This is a genomic window from Actinomadura sp. NPDC000600 (assembly GCF_040492135.1).
GTDB lineage: Bacteria > Actinomycetota > Actinomycetes > Streptosporangiales > Streptosporangiaceae > Spirillospora.
This window is the reverse complement of sequence record NZ_JBEUPD010000002.1, coordinates 384,059-401,462: the sequence shown is the minus strand read 5'-3', so window position 1 is coordinate 401,462 and position 17,404 is coordinate 384,059. Positions and strand designations below refer to the sequence as shown.

The 17,404-nt window shown below is 72.4% G+C and carries 20 protein-coding genes; 10 read left to right on the top strand and 10 right to left on the bottom strand.

From position 1 onward, the window contains the following. Positions 1-54: 54 nt before the first annotated feature. Positions 55-1,338 carry a sensor histidine kinase gene (locus ABWI07_RS04675; RefSeq protein WP_149261743.1) on the bottom strand — a complete coding sequence of 428 codons (1,284 nt, stop codon included), beginning with the start codon at positions 1,336-1,338 and terminating at the stop codon, positions 55-57. Next, complete coding sequence (locus ABWI07_RS04670) at positions 1,335-2,018, bottom strand: response regulator transcription factor (protein ID WP_149261744.1); 684 nt, start codon at positions 2,016-2,018, stop codon at positions 1,335-1,337. Before ABWI07_RS04670 ends, ABWI07_RS04675 begins: the two co-directional genes overlap by 4 nt. Before the next feature lie 110 nt (positions 2,019-2,128). On the opposite strand from ABWI07_RS04670, the gene ABWI07_RS04665 reads away from it, so the two are divergent. Further along, positions 2,129-2,692 carry a hypothetical protein gene (locus tag ABWI07_RS04665; protein ID WP_160161040.1) on the top strand — a complete coding sequence of 188 codons (564 nt, stop codon included), beginning with the start codon at positions 2,129-2,131 and terminating at the stop codon, positions 2,690-2,692. A 160-nt stretch (positions 2,693-2,852) separates the two neighbouring features. Further along, complete coding sequence (locus ABWI07_RS04660; protein WP_149261746.1) at positions 2,853-3,338, top strand: hypothetical protein; 486 nt, start codon at positions 2,853-2,855, stop codon at positions 3,336-3,338. On the opposite strand, the gene ABWI07_RS04655 is transcribed toward ABWI07_RS04660, so the two are convergent. The 4 genes from ABWI07_RS04655 to ABWI07_RS04640 form a co-directional block, all read right to left on the bottom strand. Then, positions 3,339-3,506: a hypothetical protein gene (locus tag ABWI07_RS04655; RefSeq protein ID WP_160161041.1), complete on the bottom strand. Its 168-nt coding sequence runs from the start codon at positions 3,504-3,506 to the stop codon at positions 3,339-3,341. Beyond that, positions 3,506-4,447: a hypothetical protein gene (locus ABWI07_RS04650; RefSeq protein ID WP_149261747.1), complete on the bottom strand. Its 942-nt coding sequence runs from the start codon at positions 4,445-4,447 to the stop codon at positions 3,506-3,508. Before ABWI07_RS04650 ends, ABWI07_RS04655 begins: the two co-directional genes overlap by 1 nt. A 148-nt stretch (positions 4,448-4,595) precedes the next feature. Then, on the bottom strand, positions 4,596-5,273 hold the full coding sequence (locus ABWI07_RS04645) for a GAP family protein (RefSeq protein ID WP_353817717.1): 678 nt from the start codon (positions 5,271-5,273) through the stop codon (positions 4,596-4,598). 11 nt (positions 5,274-5,284) lie between these two features. Beyond that, the gene (locus tag ABWI07_RS04640; protein WP_353817716.1) at positions 5,285-6,874 is read right to left on the bottom strand and encodes a DUF1254 domain-containing protein; all 1,590 of its coding nucleotides are present in this window, start codon (positions 6,872-6,874) and stop codon (positions 5,285-5,287) included. A 165-nt stretch (positions 6,875-7,039) separates the two neighbouring features. Here ABWI07_RS04640 and ABWI07_RS04635 point away from each other — a divergent pair, with 165 nt between their 5' ends. From ABWI07_RS04635 to ABWI07_RS04620, 4 genes are all read left to right on the top strand, one after another. Then, positions 7,040-8,005, top strand: a complete 966-nt coding sequence (locus ABWI07_RS04635) for a metallophosphoesterase (RefSeq protein WP_353817715.1) — start codon at positions 7,040-7,042, stop codon at positions 8,003-8,005. A gap of 273 nt (positions 8,006-8,278) precedes the next feature. Then, entirely contained in the window at positions 8,279-9,421 is a 1,143-nt protein-coding gene (locus ABWI07_RS04630; RefSeq protein WP_200842133.1) for a glycosyltransferase family 4 protein, read from the top strand. Between the two features lie 26 nt (positions 9,422-9,447). Next, positions 9,448-10,161 (top strand): DUF2334 domain-containing protein, encoded by a 714-nt coding sequence (locus ABWI07_RS04625; protein WP_353817714.1) that lies wholly within the window; start codon positions 9,448-9,450, stop codon positions 10,159-10,161. Beyond that, positions 10,158-11,243, top strand: coding sequence for a glycosyltransferase (locus tag ABWI07_RS04620; RefSeq protein ID WP_353817713.1), 1,086 nt, complete (start codon positions 10,158-10,160; stop codon positions 11,241-11,243). The genes ABWI07_RS04625 and ABWI07_RS04620 overlap by 4 nt, the downstream gene beginning before the upstream one ends. A gap of 131 nt (positions 11,244-11,374) precedes the next feature. Here ABWI07_RS04620 and ABWI07_RS04615 read toward each other — a convergent pair whose 3' ends face one another. From ABWI07_RS04615 to ABWI07_RS04605, 3 genes are all read right to left on the bottom strand, one after another. Further along, entirely contained in the window at positions 11,375-11,518 is a 144-nt protein-coding gene (locus ABWI07_RS04615; RefSeq protein WP_160161042.1) for a hypothetical protein, read from the bottom strand. Positions 11,519-11,936: 418 nt separating this feature from the next. Further along, positions 11,937-12,365 (bottom strand): hypothetical protein, encoded by a 429-nt coding sequence (locus ABWI07_RS04610; RefSeq protein ID WP_200842134.1) that lies wholly within the window; start codon positions 12,363-12,365, stop codon positions 11,937-11,939. 179 nt (positions 12,366-12,544) lie between these two features. Continuing rightward, on the bottom strand, positions 12,545-13,132 hold the full coding sequence (locus ABWI07_RS04605; RefSeq protein WP_353817769.1) for an ABC transporter permease: 588 nt from the start codon (positions 13,130-13,132) through the stop codon (positions 12,545-12,547). 125 nt (positions 13,133-13,257) lie between these two features. Here ABWI07_RS04605 and ABWI07_RS04600 point away from each other — a divergent pair, with 125 nt between their 5' ends. From ABWI07_RS04600 to ABWI07_RS04585, 4 genes are read left to right on the top strand one after another with little or no spacing between them, the layout of a single operon-like run. Beyond that, positions 13,258-13,587 carry a hypothetical protein gene (locus ABWI07_RS04600; RefSeq protein WP_353817712.1) on the top strand — a complete coding sequence of 110 codons (330 nt, stop codon included), beginning with the start codon at positions 13,258-13,260 and terminating at the stop codon, positions 13,585-13,587. A gap of 10 nt (positions 13,588-13,597) precedes the next feature. Then, positions 13,598-14,734, top strand: coding sequence for a TetR/AcrR family transcriptional regulator (locus ABWI07_RS04595; RefSeq protein WP_353817711.1), 1,137 nt, complete (start codon positions 13,598-13,600; stop codon positions 14,732-14,734). Beyond that, positions 14,731-15,357, top strand: coding sequence for a transcriptional regulator (locus ABWI07_RS04590; protein WP_353817710.1), 627 nt, complete (start codon positions 14,731-14,733; stop codon positions 15,355-15,357). The genes ABWI07_RS04595 and ABWI07_RS04590 overlap by 4 nt, the downstream gene beginning before the upstream one ends. Then, entirely contained in the window at positions 15,354-16,928 is a 1,575-nt protein-coding gene (locus tag ABWI07_RS04585) for a pyruvate, phosphate dikinase (RefSeq protein ID WP_353817709.1), read from the top strand. The genes ABWI07_RS04590 and ABWI07_RS04585 overlap by 4 nt, the downstream gene beginning before the upstream one ends. On the opposite strand, the gene ABWI07_RS04580 is transcribed toward ABWI07_RS04585, so the two are convergent. Further along, positions 16,891-17,259 carry a histidine phosphatase family protein gene (locus ABWI07_RS04580; protein WP_353817708.1) on the bottom strand — a complete coding sequence of 123 codons (369 nt, stop codon included), beginning with the start codon at positions 17,257-17,259 and terminating at the stop codon, positions 16,891-16,893. The two genes, ABWI07_RS04585 and ABWI07_RS04580, sit on opposite strands and share 38 nt — an antisense overlap. Between the last annotated feature and the right edge of the window lie 145 nt (positions 17,260-17,404).

Here is a 17,404-nt window from a genome sequence, read left to right as displayed (position 1 = left end):
ACCAGGGTCGCGTCCGAGCCGATAAGGCGGCGCTGCCTCCAGGTTAAGGCTGGGCTAAGAAGCGCGGCCCCGGGGCGGAACCCCGAAACGGACCATGACCCGCGCGCCTTCGGCCGGGGACACGCCGAGCTGAAGGCTGCCGCCGCTGGCTTCGGCGGTGCGCCGCACGATGTCCAGCCCCAGCCCGGTGGACGACGCGGTGCTGACGCCGCGGCGCAGCAGGTGGCGGGCGCCGAAACCCGGGCCGGCGTCGTCCACCGTCAGGTAGACGGCGCCGCTGCGCGGTTGCAGCGCCACGGCCAGCGCGCTCCCTTCCGGCGTGTGCGAGAAGACGTTGCCGAGCAGCGCGTCCAGGCAGGCCGAGAGGTCCTCGGCGCGCACCTTGACCGGCAGCGGACCCGGCGGGACGTCCAGGTCCACGCGGCGGTCCTGCTCGTCCGCCAGCGCCGACCAGAACTCCACCCGTTCGGTCACGATCGCGGCCGCGTCCGCGCGCGGCGCCTCCGTCCGGGCCGGTCGGCGGGTGGTGTTGATGAGGTCGGTGACGGTGCGTTCGAGCACCCCCACCTGGTCGCCGATCCGCTCCGCCTCCGCGGGGTCGCTGAGCGTCTCCGCCTCCAGCCGCAGCACCGTCAGCGGCGTCCGCAGCCGGTGCGACAGGTCCGCCGCCGACTCCCGCTCCCGGGCCAGCAGCTCGCCGATCTGGGCCGCGAGGTCGTTCAGCCCGATCGTCACGTCCCGGATCTCCGGCGGCCCGCCCGGCGCGACCCGGACGTCCAGGTCCCCGTTCGAGACCCGCTTGGCCAGGTCGGCCAGCAGGGCGATCCGCCGCACCAGCGAGCGCGCCAGACGGTCGGCGAGCACCAGGCTCACCGCCAGCAGTCCGCTGCTGAGCGCGGCCAGGATCCCCCACGCCCGCGTCACGCCAGCCCGCATCTGGCGGTCGGACACGAAGGTCCGGATCACCGCCGTCCCGCCGGGCACGCCGAGCACCGCCACCAGGATCTCCTGTCCCCCGGGCGTGTCCACCGTCAGGCTCTGACCGCGCTCGGCGAGCCGCACCCCCGGGTCGCGCGCGGCCGGCGCCCCGCTGACCCGCCCGTCCGGCCACAGCACCGTCATCGGGTGGCCGGTGGAGGCGTTCTGCTGCAGCGCCAGCTCGACCGTCCCCCGGTCGCCCGCGGCCACGACGGGCGCCAGCGACTGCGCCCGCACGTTGGCCGCCGCCAGGGTCCGGGTCCGCGCGACGTCCTGGACCAGCAGCGCCAGCGGGACGAGGAACGCCACCAGCACCAGCACCACCGTCGCCGCCACCAGCAGCGTGATGTGCCGCCTCACGTCGGATCGACGATCTTGATGCCGGAGCCGCGGACCGAGCGCAGGTACCGGGGCGCCGAGGCCGTCTCGCCAAGCTTGCGGCGCAGCCAGGCCACGTGCACGTCGATCGTCTTGTTCGCCCCGCCCATAGGCACCTGCCACACCTGCGTCAGCAGCTCGCGTTTGGAGACCACCTGCCCGGGGCGCGAGGCCAGGTAGTACAGCAGGTCGAACTCCTTGGGCGACAGTTCGAGCATCCGCCCGTCCAGCACCGCCTCGCGCGCCGCCGCGTTCATGCGCAGCCCGCCCACCTGGACCGCCGGCGCCGCGGCGTCCGCGCCCTCCGAACGGCGCAGGACCGCCCTGATACGGGCGTCGAGCTGCCCGGCGCCGAACGGCTTGACCAGGTAGTCGTCCGCGCCGGCGTCGAGGATCCGCTCGATCTCGCGCTCGTCGTCGCGGGCCGTCGCGACGATCACGGGGACGGCGCTGACCGCGCGGAGCATCCGCAGCACCTCGGCGCCGTCGAGATCCGGCAGGCCGAGGTCCAGGATCACCAGGTCGGGCCGCGCGGTGACGGCCCGCCGGATCCCTTCCATGCCGGTCGGGACCGAAGCCACCGCGTGCCCGCGCTCACCGAGCGCCCGGACGAGCCTGCCGCGCACCTCGATGTCGTCTTCCACGAGCAACAGTTGGACCACGCGGCAACGCTAGACCGCCCGCTCCGCCGGCACCGGCCGGATCACCCCCTTACGGGGGCCTTAAGGGCAACTTAACCGACCCTTAGCCACGAACATGCGACAGTCGGCACATGTCCAAGCACAGCGCGCTCGCCGCCATGGCGTGGGCGGCGGCCGCTGTCATCGCGATCATCTCGGGCATGGCGGCGATCTCCGCGGTGGGCTCCGGCATCACCGACCGCGGCACCGAGCCCATGAGCCCGCGCGAGGTGGAGGCCGCGCTGGCCGCCCCCACGGCCGGACCGGCCCCGTCGCCCTCGTCGCCCGCGGCCCCGCGGCCCTCGCGCCGCCCGGCTCCGACGGTCACGGTCACCCAGAAGATCACCACCTCCGTCACCAACCTCGCCTCCGAGGCCGGCGACATCGTCGCCCGCTGCAACCACGGCTCGGCGTACCTGGCCTCCTGGACGCCCCGGCAGGGTTACAGCGTCGGCGACAGCCGCCGCGGACCGCAGAGCCCGGTCTTCGTCCGGTTCCGCTCGTCCGCCCGCCAGGTCACAATGGTCGTCGCCTGCCGCGGCGACCGCCCCTTCGCCACCGTCCGCAGGGAGCGCACGGACCGCACCGGCGAGCATCCCGATGACCGCACGCACACCGAAGACCCTTACCACCGCCATTCCGAGAGCCGCGAATAGCCTCGTCCGCCCTGGCAGTGCACGGTGCGGACGGTGCGACCACCTGGTCCCGATTCCAGGGACGACTGGACGAGCCGATCGGCATGGGAGGGCTGCACACCGGCCCACTTGAACTGCCCATACCTCCCGGCTCGGGTAAGAGATCCCTTATGCTCGCCGCATGCAGCTCGTGGCAATGGGGGACGGCACCCCGGCGGTCCTCGCGGTCGGGCCCCGGGCCGTCGGCGTGTTCGCCGTCGGGCAGGAGGCCAGCGGGATCATCGCCATCGGTCAGATCGCCACCGGTGTCATCGCTGTCGGCCAGTTCGCGCGGGGCGTCGTCGCCATAGGCCAGCTCGCCATCGGGGCCGTGGCGGTCGGCCAGGGGGCCTTCGGCCTCTGCGCCGCGGGGATGGGCGCCATCGGAGTCGTCTTCCAGGCCGGGTTCGGTATCGGCGGGACCAGCGCGATCTCGTCCAAACTCGGCCTCTGGGGCAAGCTCCACGTCGACCGGGTGTTCGACCCGCACGCCCGCGGCCCGATCCTCGAGAACGGCGGCCTGCCCGGCTGGCGGGTCGCGCTCGCGCTCGTCGGCACGCTGATCCTCGCCGGGGCCTGGTGGAAGATCACCGGCGAGCCGCTCCGGGCGGCGATCCGGGAAATGTGATCAGGCGAAGAGCAGCAGGCAGAGCAGGACGATCAGGACCAGCCCGCCGAGGGCGTTCAACCAGACCGGGATCCGGCCGAACAGCTCCTCCCCGCCCGGAGACAGCGCCGGGAGCGTCCCGGCCTTGCCGCTCCTGCCGCTCTTGCCGCTCTCGCGCCGACGCGTCATCAGCCCGCCTCCGCCAGCCCGCCGGGCAGCAGTGTGAGCCCGGTCCTGCGCGCCTTCTCCACGCTGTGCCGCAGCGCCTCCTCGAGCTTCCTCGCCTCGTCGGTGAGCCCGTCGATCTCCGCGACCGCCAGCTCGTCCCGGACGGTCCGCGCGAGCAGTTCGCCGTAGGCGTCGCTGCTGTCGGCCAAGCGCTGCAGGGTCTTCCACTGCAGCAGTGCCCGATCGGCGGCCGTCACCTGCTCGGCGTACCGCTCGATGGCCTCGATGCGCTCCGTGACCGAGGCCGTGGCCAGCTTCAGCGCCTTGGCCTGCGGGGCCATCATCTGGGCGAGCTCGGCGCTCTGCCCGGCCAGGCGCGCCGTCCGCTGCTCCTCCGACAAGCGGCTGATCTCCTGCAGGGTCTGGGCGACCTCCCACTCCTGCGCCGGCAACGTGACGGTGTTCCGCAGATCGTCGAGCAGGCCCTCCTTGGTGACCTCGGAGGTCAGCACCACCTGGATCGCCCGCTGGACCCGCCCGAGCAGTGCCGCCGTAGCGGTGTCGAGGTCGTCCGGCACCACGTAGGAGCCGTGGAGCCGCCGCGCGAGGGAACCGGCACGGCCCTGCCCGCACCGGGCCAGCAGCACACCGAACGCGACCACGGCCGCTCCCGACAGGACGAAGAGGCCGCCGGGCGCGAAGATCAGCACTGCGCCCGCCGCGACCTGCCCGATCGCTCCGGCGATCAGCGCCCTGCGCCCGTAGAACGGAGCGACGACGAGGGGCAGAAGTGCCCACAATGGGGCATTCCAAAGGCTGAAGAGCACATCCCGGGGGGTCCGCCCACCGACCGGCCCCGACGGCCGCACTCCGGCGGCGGGGTGCAGCAACTCAGGCCGCGCCTCCAGCAGGGCGCGGTCCTCCGCCGCGATGAGCGGGTCGAACGAGGGTCTGACGGTCACGGGAGTATCTAAGCACTTACCTCCTCGGGAACTAAGGGGTCCGTTTCGCGGAGCATCCTCGATTCCGTTGACGCGGGCGGGGCGGTTCGACACGCCGGCGTGGATCGCCCGCGACGTCGGCGAGCCGGCCTGAGCATGCTCGGCCTCGTCAGGAGGAGAGATCGCTGATGGCGCCGCCCACCAGCTTCGCGGCGAGGATCAGGCAGATCACCGTCATGATCGCCGAGTTGTTCCGCTCCATCCAGACCTTGAGGCCGTCGAGGATGTGCTCGGAGCGCTCCTTGAGCGCGAAGTAGAGCACGACCGGCGCTCCGGTCCCGAGCGCCCCGATCACGACGAAGACCGCGAGCGCCGCGGCCTGCGCGCCGGCCGAGATGTCCGTGCGCGCGATCGCCGCCGCCGCGGCGATCACGAGCAGCAGGTTCTTCGGGTTGACGGCCGACAGCGCGATCCCGAGTGCCCCCGCCTTGACGGGGGTGAACGAGTCGACCGCGTGCAGCCACTTCGGCAGCGACACCTCCTCGTCGCCGCGCGGCCGGCCGCGCCACTCCTTCACCGCCACCCACAGCAGCAGCACGCCGAGCGCGAGGTCGAGCGCGCTGGCCCACTCGGCCGGCTGCCCCTGCTCGCTCGGCCCCGCGCCGCCCGACACCAGCAGCACGACCGCCCCGACCAGGGACAGTCCCAGGATCCAGCCCAGGAGCAGCGCCGGCCCGTTGGACCGCGCCCTGGGAGTCGCGAGCATCAGCACCACACCGATGATCGGAAACGGGCTCAGCGCCACCCCGACGGCGTACGACAGAACCTGACCGATCGCCTCGCCCACGGCCGTCTACCTCACACCGGTTCGACCTCGCCCGGCCGCCAGGTCTTGTCGAAGAACGGCGGCAGAGGGCTGTAGAGCCGCAGGACCACGAACCATCCCTTGCCCGGAACGGTCTGGATCCAGTTGCCCTCCGGTACGCCGTCGGGCCGGTCGGGCCCGAAGTGCACCGTGGTCCTGCCGTCCGCGGCGGCGGCCGCCGCCGGGGTGGGATAGTCCTGGCTGCCGGCCCGGGGGAAGCGTTGCGGTGTGGAGAGCATCGAGCGGGTCTGGTTGTCGTAGACGGTGCACGACCAGAAACGGGCTGCGGGAATGTCCGGCGGGAGCACCAGGCGGTAGTGCCCGCCCCCGTCGAGGGCCCGGCCATGCCGGTCCGCGAACGCGAACAGGTACTGCGAGCCGATGCCGGGCAACGGTGCGGTGAACGCCGGGCTGATGCCCACGCCCAGGTACCACCACCAGGTCCGCAGGTTCAGCTTGCGGGCGCCGTCGCTCGGACGGAGCTCGACGCCCCGGTCGGTGATGTCCGGGGGCGGGGTCATGAAGTCGTAGCCGGACACGAGCAGGCCGTTGACCCACTGGGAGGACGCGCCGTAGAAGTGCGCCCCCTCCTCCGCGCGCGGGCGGCAGGCGAGGGTACGGGCCGTCGCGTTCCCCACCGCGGCCGCCTCGGCGAGGATCCCCCGCATCCGCGGATCCGGCTGGAACGGCCGGTCCTTGGCGATCCCAAGGGCGGCCAGAGCACCGGCGATCTCGGGATCGAGCGCCTCGGCCGGCTGGTCGTGCACGAGCTCGCTCGCGAGGTCGAAGTAGGTCGCGTCCGCGGGTGGGACCGTGTTCACGGCGAACCCGGTGCCCTCGACGAAGCGCGGCGGGTCGGGTTCGCGGAGCGCGGCGGTCCACGTCTGAGCGGTCCACGGCGACGGCGGGGCCGTGCCCCCGGTGACGATCTCCCCGATGCTGGTTCCGAAGAATCCGGGGGCGTAGCGGTGGATGCGCAGCCCCTCCTTGATGCGCGCGACCGCCGGCTTCGGGTCGTCGCCTTCTAGGAACGCCCGCCCGCCCAGGAGGAGCCGCGTGGTGCGGGTCGGCTGGGTGAAGTAGCCGCCCTGCGGAAGGGGGCCCTCATAACCGGGCGGGACGAAGAGGTATCTGCCGCCGGCCCCGCGATCCGGCCCGGCCATACCGGGATCCGCGACCCAGCGGAACCACATGTCGTTGACGAAGCACAGGGAGAGGGGCGGCATTTCCACTACCAGCGGGCCCTCAGTCAGGTCGAGGAACGTCACGAAATAGACGGTGTCCGCGTTCCCTGTCAGCACGAGCGTCTCGGAATCCATGAACTCCGAGAAGAGCAGGACGTCGTGGTCCCTGATCCCGGCCTCGAGGAAGCCCTTGCGCGCCGCCCACACGTTGACCCCGGAGTACGCGTCGAGGAACGCTCCGACGGCGTGCACATGGTCCAGATGGTCGTAGACGCGGTCGGCGGTCTCGTCGGTGGGCATGCCCAGCGGGAATTCCAGAGTGCCCAGGCGCGTCTCCACCCGCCCGGGCGTCGAGAGCGACTCCATGACCTGGGGCGAGATCCGTCCGGCTTGCTGCAAGGCATCGCTCCGTTCTCGGGAGAGGGCTCCCCTCGCCCACGAGCCGTACCTGCCGCGAACCATCACTAAACGCAGCGTCCTGAGTCATTGGTTTCTCGCTGGACGAAAGATGAACGATCGCCGCCGGGGACAGGTGCGTTGGTTCGGACGCGCAGAGAATTCCCCATGAGAAAATTCCTATGGGCGGCGCAGGTCATGGCGGCCGCCGCCGCCATCGGACTGGTCGTACCGGGCACCGCCGAGGCCCAGGCCGACCGCGGACGTCCGGTCACGTTCGCCCTGATCGGTGACACGCCCTACGGCGACGCCCAGCGAGCCGCCTTCCCGGCGCTGGTCTCGGACGTGAACGGCGACAGGAGGATCCGGTTCGTCCTGCACGCGGGCGATGTCAAGAACGGCTCGTCCACGTGCGACGACGCCCGGTTCGCGGATCTGGCCGGGCTGTTCGGCACCTTCCAGGCCCCGTTCGTGCTGACGCCCGGCGACAACGAGTGGACCGACTGCCACCGCACCGCCGCCGGCGGCTACCTGCCGACCGAACGCCTCGACAAGGTCCGCAAGGTCTTCTACCCCGTGGCGGGCAGGACCCTGGGCCGCCGGCCGATGGGCGTGTCCAGCCAGGCCACCGACCCCCGGCACCGCGCCTACCGCGAGAACGTGATGTTCAGCCGAGGCCAGGTGGTGTTCTCCACCCTGCACGTCGTCGGCAGCGAGAACGACCTGGAACCGTGGGCGGACCTGCCCGGCGGCGACCTGCCCGCGCCGCGGCTGGCCGAGTTCGAGGCCCGCAAGGCCGCCGCCCTGGACTGGATCGACACCACCTTCGCCAAGGCGAGCCGCACCCACGCCCCCGGAGTGCTGCTGATGATGCAGGCCGAGCCGACGGCGTCGCCCGGATTCACCGAGATCAGGGAGCGGATCGTCCAGCGCTCCAGGGCGTACGGAAAGCCGGTGCTGCTGGTCCACGGCGACGAGCACCATTACGAGGTGGAGCCGGCGTACGCCGGGGTTCCCAACCTGACGCGCCTGGAGACCTTCGGGGCCACCGCTTCCCAGTGGCTCCGCGTCACGGCCGACCGGAACGACCCGAAGGTGTTCACCTGGGAGCCCCAGACGGTCCCCGCCGGCTGACTCCTCCTCCACGCGCGCTTCCGGCTCGGCGATCCGGCCCCGCCGATCTCTCGACCGGCCACGGTGCGCACACCCGGCGCCCGCGTCCCCGGTGCGATCACGCACCGGGGACGCAGGCGTATCCGTCTCGGTCGCCGCCGTGCCCGTGGGCTCGCGCTGGTGGCGGCGGCCTCCCAGGCGCCCGGCTCCATCGTCTTGAAGGTTTCCGCGTTGTTCGCCTACCGGGCCGACGGGCGGGGTGGGAAGGTCGTGCCGGACGTTCACGCTTGCGCCGTGAAGATCGCCATCGTGACCGAGTCGTTCCTGCCCCGGGTCAACGGGGTCACCGGCTCTGTCTGCCGCGTACTCGAACAGCTCGCCGCGCGCGGGCACCAGGCTGTCGTCGTCGCCCCCGAGCCCGGTCCGGCCACTTACGCCGGCGTCCAGGTGGAACTCGTCCCCGGTGTCGCACTCCCGTTCTACTCCTCGTTCGCGGTCGGCCTGCCGTCCCGCAGGGTCACCTCGGTGCTGCGGGACTTCGAGCCCGACATCGTCCATCTCGCCTCGCCGCTGGTGCTCGGCGCCTCCGGCCTGGCCGCGGCCGAACGGCTGGACGTGCCGGCCGTGGCGGTCTTCCAGACCGACATCGCCGGGTTCGCCCGGCGGTACGGCCTGCGCGGCACCGATCCGCTCGTGTGGTGGTGGTTGCGCCGCCTGCACGGGCGCGCCGACCGCACGCTCGTCCCCTCCACACCGGTCCTGGCCGAGCTCGAACGCCACGGCGTGCCCAGGCTGTCGCTGTGGGGGCGAGGCGTGGACCGGAGCCGGTTCCACCCCGCACACCGGTCGACCGACCTGCGGAAACGGCTCGCGCCAGGTGGCGAGGTCCTGATCGGGTACGTAGGACGGCTGGCCGCCGAGAAGCGGCCGAGAATGCTCGCGCGGCTGGCCGGCCTGCCCGGGACGCGACTGGTGATCGTGGGCGACGGGCCGGAGGAACGGCGCCTGCGCCGCCTGATGCCCGACGCGGTGTTCACAGGGTTCCGCACCGGCGCCGAGCTGTCGCGGCTGATGGCCTCGCTGGACGTGTTCGTGCACACCGGCGCCGACGACACGTTCTGCCAGGCGATCCAGGAGGCGCTGGCGTGCGGGGTACCCGTGGTGGCGGCCGCGGCGGGCGGTCCGCTCGACCTGGTCCGGCCCGGCGTCAACGGGTTGCTGTACGCCCCTGATGACGGCGATGGCCTGCGCGCGGCCGTGGCCGCACTGGTGGCCGATCCCCAGCTGCGGGCGCGGATGAGCGACGCGGCCCTGGAGTCGGTGGTGGGACGAGACTGGAACACCGTGTGCGAAGAACTGATCGGCCACTACCGACAGGCGGCCTACGGTGCGGCCGCGCAGCAGACGGCCGCGCGGCAGGCCGGCAACGCCGCATGAACGCGCACGCGAGCTTTCCGATCATCGTGTCCGTCCACGATGTGGCCTCCAGCACCGCGGCACCCACCGCCCAGTGGCTCACCGACCTGGACGAGCGGGGTGTGCCCGCCACACTGCTGCTGATCCCGGGCCCGTTCGGCGGGGGTCCGGCGCTTCGCGACGACCCCGCCCTGACCGAGTTCCTGCACCGTGCGGCCGGCCGCGGCCACGAACTCGCCCTGCACGGCTACCGGCACGAAGGCGTTCCCGGCGGTTCACTCTGGCGGCGCGGCGTCAACGAGGTGCTGGCCCGGGGAGCCGGTGAGTTCTGGACGCTGACGGAGCAGCAGGCCCGGCGGCGGCTGCGGGCGGGCCTGGAGATGCTGGCGGACGCGGACATCGGCGTGATGGGGTTCACGCCGCCGGGATGGCTGGCCTCGCCGGGTACGCGGCGGGCGCTGGCCGCGCTCGGGTTCGGGTACTGGACCAGCCATCTGGCCGTCCACTGCCTGCCGGGCGGGCCGGTCCGCCGGATGCCGGTGCTCTCCCACCGGCCGGGCGGGGCGGGAGAGCGGACCGGTGCCCGCCTGATGATCGATGCCGCCCGCACCTTCTCCCGGCGACGGATGCCGTTCCGGATCGCCCTGCACCCGGCGGACCTGACCCGTCCCGGCCTCCGCCGGACCACGCTGGCCGCCCTGGACCTGGCCCTGGCCGCGGGCGCCCGCCCGATGACCTACGAGGCCGCGGTGACGGCATGAGGATCGTGCAGCTGGCCAATCTCTACAGCCCGGTGTCCGGCGGGCTGCGCACCGCCGTCGACATGCTCGGCGCCGGATACGCCGCCGCCGGTCACCAGCGGGCACTGGTGGTGCCCGGCCGCGCCCACACGCGGACGGAGGACGACAGGGGGCTGCTCATCACGGTGCCGGGCGCGTCGGTCGCCCCGGGCTACCGGTTCGTACTGGATCCGCGGCCGGTGCTTAGGGTGCTGGCGCGGCTCCGACCCGACGTGGTGGAGGTCTCCGACAAGGCCAGCCTCACCGTGGCGGCCCGCTGGGCCCGGCGGCGCGGGATCCGCACGGTGCTGTTCTCTCATGAACGCCTCGATGCGATCCTGGCGCCGCACACGCCCGGATGGCTCCCGCTGGAACCGGTCACCGACCGCTGGAACCGGCGGCTGGCCGCGGCCTTCGACGCGATCGTGACGACCTCGGCGTTCGCCGCGGCCGAGTTCGCCAGGGTGGGCGCGCCCCGCCTGCACCGCGTGCCGCTCGGCGTCGACCTCGCCACGTTCCGACCGGCCGGCACCGGCGGGGACGACCGTCTCCGGCTCGTCCACCTGGGGCGGCTCTCCCGGGAGAAACGCCCGGAACTCGCCCTGGCGACGGTGCGCGAGCTGCGGCGACGCGGCGTCCCCGTCCACCTGGACGTCGTGGGCAGCGGCCCGCTGTATCCGGCGCTCCGCTCGCTGGCAGCCCACGAGGCCCTCCCCGTCCGCTTCCACGGACACGTGCACGGGCGCGGCGACGTGGCCGCGCTGCTGGCCGCGGCGGACGTGGCCCTGGCCACCTGCCCCGTCGAATCCTTCGGGTTGGCGGTGCTGGAGGCGCTCGCCTGCGGCACCCCCGTCGTGGCGGCCGACCGGGGCGCGGCCCACGAACTGCTGGCCCCCGACGCCGGAATCGCCGCCCCGCCCACACCGACGAGGTTCGCCGACGCGGTCCAGCACCTCTGCCGCCTGCCGCGATCTCGGCGCCGAGGTGCCGCACGCGCCCGCGCCGGGCACTACCCCTGGGCCGCGACAACGGCGAGGATGCTCGAAATCCTCGAAGGCCCGTGAGACGACGGCAGTCCCGCCGTGCTCGCGGCCGCGGACCGCGCGACCGGCACGGCTCGCTCGGCAGAGCCAGTCGCGATGTTCCGCACACCGCCTGTGCGGCGCGGCGGCCGCTACGGCCGGCGGGATCTCGCTCAGGCCAGGGCGGGCATCACATCGCCGGCAGGGCTGCGGCGCTGGCGTGCCGTCTGCACGAGCTGCACGAGCAGGCGCGTGAGGAGGGCCTCGACAGCCGCGACGAGCGCCTTGGCGAGGATGCTGGCGAGGAGGTCCGACATCGAAGTTCTCCAACAGGAAGACGAAAGATTACCTTTTGTCCGTTATGCCGGGTTACGGCTTCCCTCGGGGAACCAGAACTTGGCCAGAAGGTGAACATTGGCCCATGACCGGTTAATGCCTTGTGCGGGGGGCGGGCGCCGATGGCCGGCGACCGTGTGAGCGGGACCGCCGGCAGCGGGCACGCCCTGCGGATCCGAGGGCGGCGATGGCCCAGCCATCGGGAAGCGGCAGCCGATAGCCGAAGCAGTGGGTCGGTGATGGTCCCGGGCGGTCAGCCGCAGCTCGTCGGGGCGGCGTGCATGACGCCTCGGTCAACCTCTCGATCAACGCGATGCCTGGTCATCGGGTCGCCAGTGACGGCGTGCGGCCGGGTGGTGGTGCCGTTGTCCGGCGGGCATCAACCAGCCGACCGTCCTCCTACTGCCTGCGCCCCGTCTGCTCATGCCGCTGCTCGTCGGAGCGGCGTGCCCGCTTCGCGACAGCGACCCCTACTCCGATCGCCGCCGCGACCGGCCATTCCACGACACCGAACGCGGCCAGGGCGCCCAGCCCGGCGTAGTAGACCAGCCGGCCCGGCGGCCGAATGAACGAGGTCACGGTCTTGCCGGCCGTCACCATGTCGTCGCCGCTCACCGGAAGGCTCGGCGCCGGCACGTCCACCTTGTGGACGGTGAAGTGCGGGGCGACGAGAGGAACGGTGACCGTCCGGTGCGCCTTTTCGGTGCTCTTCTTCGCCGCGGGCCGCTTCGCAGGGGCGGCCCGGCCCCTGGTCTGGGGCTTCGCCTTCTGCGGCGCACGACTACGCGTGGTGGTGGTCGTGGTCCTGGCTTTTTGGGGCGCTGCCATATCGGCCTCCTGGAGAGGATCTCGGCCTCTCATCGTCCGAAGACGGGCCGCTGTCTGCGAGTCCGTTAGTGCCGCGTACCCATGGCATCAGCGCCGCAATCACCAGGTTGCACTGCGTTTACGGTGGTTTAGGAACTCTTCTCCGTCGCCCCAGCGTGTTCCCGCGCCCAGCACCCAGATCAGCGTTTGCGGTTGTAGGTGGCGATGGCCATCGGGCATAAGACGATGAGGGTCGTCGCCGAGCTGGTGCCGAGCATGAGCGGGATGAAGGCGACGAAGCCGAAGGCCAACACCGCGCCCTCGTCCTTGACCAGGACGCCGAGGAACACGGTGATCCAGTTCAGGCAGAACCCGAAGCCGAGCGCGACCGCCGCCGGCGCGGACGCCGTGCCGGTGTGGACGCGGAAGCCCATGAGGAACCCGATGGCGAACAGGAGCGCGATGGCCACCGCGCAACGGACGACGTCGGCCAGGACGGATCCGAGCAGCGGCGCGGAACGGGCGATGGGCAGGCTGCGGAAGCGGTCGAAGACGCCCTTCTTGATGTCGATGTTGAGGGTCAGCCCGCTGGCGAGCATCCCGGACAGCCCTGCGCCCAGGACGAGGATGCCGGGGAAGAGGTAGTCCAGGTACTCGCCGGTCGATCCGGCGACGGCCCCGCCGAAGAGGTAGACGAAGAGCAGCATGAAGATCGCCGGGGTGATGACGCCGTTGACGGCCGCGCCGGGGTTGCGGGCCGACTTGGCCAGGCTCCGTCCGGCGAGGATGAGGCTGTGCCGCAGCAGTCCCGCGGGCCGTCCAGGCTGGGCAGCCGAAGGGAGAACTCGGCCAGGGCGATCCCCTGTTCTTCGAAGCGGCGCGCCACCTCGAAGACGGCCCGGTCGCTGTCGACGTGCACGGCGATCTCGTGGCGGTCGGCCCGTTCGACCGGGTGCCCTGCGACCGTCGCCAGGATCGCGGCCGCGTCATCGAGGCGGTCGGGGTCTCTGGGACGAGCGGCGACGGCCTGACCGCCGACGATCTGCTTCAGTTCCGAAGGCGTTCCGTGGGCGATGACACGGCCATGGTCGATCAGCGCTATGTCGTCGGCCAGCGCGTCGGCTTGACCAGCCCTTCGGTCTGGAACGCGTATTCCTCCACGCGCCTGCCCTCCTCTCGCGGTCGCATCCCCCTCGGTCCCGGAAGGACGACCGGAGTTCAGATGATGCCATCATTCGGATGATGAGAGTATCTTGGAGCCTCGTCGAGTCGAGGGAGTGGTGGCGATGGCCCGGCTGACGCGGGTCCAACAGCAGGCACGCACACGCGCATCGGTGCTGGCGGCGGCCAGGCAGGAGTTCATCGAGCAGGGCTACGCGGGGGCGAAGATCGACCAGATCGCATCGCGGGCGCAGTTGACCCGGGGGGCCGTCTACTCCAACTTTCCCGGCAAGCGGGCGCTGTACCTGGCGGTTCTGATCGAGATGGTCGAAGGCGCCGACATCGTGGAGCCTCCGCAACGGCCGGAGTCCGCGGGGGAAGCGCTCGGCTCGTTCGCCCGGGCATGGTTGGAGCGGTTGCCGCTGACGGGCGACACGGCACCGGAAGGCCGTCTGCGCCTGCGCTCACTGGCGGAGGTCGTCGATGACGAGCAGAGCCGCACCGTGCTGGCACAGATCGCCCGGCTGGAGGCGCTGCTGCTGGCCCTCGGGTTGGAGAGCTGCGCGCGGAACGGCTCCGCATCGCGGCAGGTCCGGCTCGCCGAGCTGGCACTGACATTGCTGGGCGGATCCGCCCTGCTCGCGGAGATGGCACCCGGTTTCGGCGACCCCTTCGACCGGGCCCGCGCCTGCGAACATCTGGCCGGCCTGCCCCTGGCGGACACCTGGGCGCCGCCGTACCTGCCCTTCGTCAAGCCCGCTCGTACCAGCCGCGACGTCTGGTCCCCGCCGGAGGGACTCACCGATCGGCTAACCGGCGATCGCATCGACCTCCGCGCCGACGGACTGGTGAGCGTGCTGGGCGCACACAGGATGGAGGCGGCCGAGGACGCCGTCCGGTCGGCTCGGTCCGGCGAACGGGTCACGGTGGCCGTCGTCACCGGCGACCCCGACGAGACGGGCCTTCTCCTCCGGCTGAGAGTCGCCGACCTCGCCTCCTGCCTGCGCCGCGTCTTCCCCGCCGAGATCTGGCGGCGCTTCCGGCTGGTCATCGGCGACGACGCGGCCGCCGTGGCGACGTCCATCGGCCTGACCGGCACCGACGACACGACCGAGGCCGCGGTGCGGATCCAGGACGGGGCGATCGTCGCCCGGGCCCACGGCCGGGGAGCCGCCCACGCGGCCGCCGCCGGCACCGCGCGCGCGACGTCGCGGAAGGCGGGAACATGACCTCGCCTGGACTTTCTTCGACCGACGGCGACCTGCTGGTGCTGCACGCCCTGCGCTGCTGCGGCCACACGGGCACCGCCCGCCTGGCGGCCGCCACCGGTATGGACGAGTCCGCGGTCGAGTCCGAGCTGATCGACCTCGCGGTCGCCGGGCTCGTCACCTACGAGTCCGGCGTGTTCAGCGCCTGGGGGCTGACGGACGCCGGACGCGTCGCCGCCGGCGAGCGCATCACCGCGCAGCTCCAATCGGACGGCGCCCGCGCGGCCGTGGCCGGGGCGTACGAGCGGTTCATGGTGCTCAACCCGGAGCTCCTGGACCTCTGCACGGCCTGGCAGCTGAGGGCTGTCGACGGCGTCACGACCGTCAACGACCACAGTGACCCCGCCTACGACGCCCGTGTCCTCGGCCGGTTCGCCGATCTGAACGAGCGGGCCGCGGCTGTCTGCGCCGACCTGGCGGCGGTGGTGCCGCGCTTCGGCCTCTATCGGGAACGCCTTGCCGACGCCCTCGCCCGTGCCGCCTCGGGGCAGCTGGAGTACGTGGCCGACCACATCGCGTCGTACCACACCGTGTGGGCCGAGCTGCACGAAGACCTGCTCGCCACCCTCGGGATCCCCCGGTGAAGTGGATCCGCCAGATCTCCGCCGAGGTCGAGGACCCCGCCGAGACGCTGGGCGCCAAAGCACACGGTCTGGTGGCACTGCACCGATTGGAACTCCCGGTGCCCGCCGCGTTCGTCGTCACCACCGAGGCATGCCGGGCCTTCCTCAGCGAAGGAGCTCTCCCCGCCGGGCTCGACACCGAACTCGCGGCCGCGATGAGCTCCCTGGAGGCCGCGACGGGACGACGGTTCGGCGGTGACCGGACGCCGCTCGCGGTATCGGTCCGCTCGGGGGCGAGCGTGTCGATGCCCGGCATGATGAACACCATCCTCAACCTCGGTCTCACGACCGGAGCGACGCAGGCGCTCGCGGCCGAGACCGGCGACGAGCGGTTCGCCCGCGACTCGCGGCTGCGGTTCCGGTCCGGATTCGCCTCCGCGCTCGCCGACGGCGGTGCCGCCGGGCGCCTCGGTGGGGCGGTCCGCGCGACCCGGGCCGGCCGGCAGCCGCGCGGGGAGACGATTCCGGACGACGCGTTCCGGCAACTGGAGTTGGCGGTCGAGACCGTGTTCTCGTCGTGGGAGGCACCGCGTGCGCGAACCTACCGCGAACTCCACGGCATCCCGCACGACCTCGGCACCGCCGTGATCGTCCAGGCCATGGTGTTCGGGAACCTCGACGAGCGCAGCGGCTCCGGAGTCGCCTTCAGCCGCGACCCCAACACGGGGAGGAACGTCCCGTTCGGTGACCTCCTGTTCTGTCACCAGGGCGAGGACGTCGTCTCAGGCCGATCGGCGGCTCGGCCCCTGCACGAACTCCACTCGCGGGAACCGGCCGTTTGGGCCGCCCTGACCGATGCCCTGGCCCGGCTGGAGCGGCACTACCGCGACGCCTGCTACGTCGAGTTCACCTTCCAGGCCGGCGAGTTGTGGCTGTTGCAAGTCCGGCCCTGCCGGTACGGCGGCGCCGCCGGCGTGGGCGTCGCGACCGACCTGGCCGACGAGCACCTGATCAGCCGCCGCGAAGCGCTGCGTCGCGTCTCGCCGCACCATCTCGAGCACGTCCGTACACCGCGCATCGCGGCCTCCGCGCAGACCGACCTGCTCGCCCGAGGGGTGGGAGCCTGTCCCGGCGTCGCCACCGGCAGGGTCGCCACCACGACCGAAGCGGCGGTACGGATGGCCGCCGACGGTCCCGTCGTCCTGGTACGCCCGGAGACCTCCCCGCACGACATGCGCGGCCTGGCCGCCGCCGCGGGCATCGTCACCGCCCTCGGCGGGCCGGCCAGCCACGCCGCGGTCGTCGCCCGGGCGATGCACAAGCCCGCCGTCGTCGGCGTCGCCGACCTGGAGATCGACGCCGGCGCCTCGGTGACGGCCGGTGGACGCACCATCGGCGAAGGCGCCCTGGTCACCATCGACGGGACCAGCGGGACGGTGGCCCTCGGCAGCCCCCCGACCACCACCGGCACGGCCGACCCGCGTCTGCGCCGGCTGCTGTCATGGGCGGACGACGTATCGGGCGACCACACCGAACGCGACGAGGTCCAACGCCTCAAAGCGGCCCACGCCGCATTGGGCCGCCGAGGATGACCAGGGAAGCACCCGCTGCCGCCTCCGCGGCGTCATGGCCGTCGAAGAACCCCGCCCACGCCTCAGGGACCCGGTCCGGCACATGAGGGACGTGATCGACCAGTTCGGTCGCCTCCCGCACCGGAACGCCCGGCAGACGCTCGCCGATGATCCGCGCTGAACGCGCCGCGCGCGGCAGAGGCGAGTGCCACACCGCGTCGACCGGCAGGCCGGCGAGGCGGTCGGCCACCAACTCCGGCTGCCGCCGTCCCACGTCGGTCAACTCTCCGAAGGGGTCGGCCGCCCCATGCCTCACCACGTACAGATGCCGCGCCACCATCGGCCGCTCCACCACACCATCTCAAATGTTCTTAACATCCAGATGTTATTATCATCCGAATTACCGGGAGCGTCCTTCCCGGAGCGACCCGAGAGGCGCGCCACCTCAAGGACGGCGGGCAAGGATGCGAGGGAGATGCGGCGTTGGCTGCACGCGG

What these genes read in the sequence shown, in the direction of transcription:
- ABWI07_RS04665 (WP_160161040.1), top strand. Translation starts at nt 2,129, where the DNA reads ATGTCCAAGCACAGCGCGCTCGCCGCCATGGCGTGGGCGGCGGCCGCT.
- ABWI07_RS04660 (WP_149261746.1), top strand. Translation starts at nt 2,853, where the DNA reads ATGCAGCTCGTGGCAATGGGGGACGGCACCCCGGCGGTCCTCGCGGTC.
- ABWI07_RS04655 (WP_160161041.1), bottom strand. Translation starts at nt 3,506, where the DNA reads ATGACGCGTCGGCGCGAGAGCGGCAAGAGCGGCAGGAGCGGCAAGGCC.
- ABWI07_RS04635 (WP_353817715.1), top strand. Translation starts at nt 7,040, where the DNA reads ATGAGAAAATTCCTATGGGCGGCGCAGGTCATGGCGGCCGCCGCCGCC.
- ABWI07_RS04620 (WP_353817713.1), top strand. Translation starts at nt 10,158, where the DNA reads ATGAGGATCGTGCAGCTGGCCAATCTCTACAGCCCGGTGTCCGGCGGG.
- ABWI07_RS04615 (WP_160161042.1), bottom strand. Translation starts at nt 11,518, where the DNA reads ATGTCGGACCTCCTCGCCAGCATCCTCGCCAAGGCGCTCGTCGCGGCT.
- ABWI07_RS04610 (WP_200842134.1), bottom strand. Translation starts at nt 12,365, where the DNA reads ATGGCAGCGCCCCAAAAAGCCAGGACCACGACCACCACCACGCGTAGT.
- ABWI07_RS04590 (WP_353817710.1), top strand. Translation starts at nt 14,731, where the DNA reads ATGACCTCGCCTGGACTTTCTTCGACCGACGGCGACCTGCTGGTGCTG.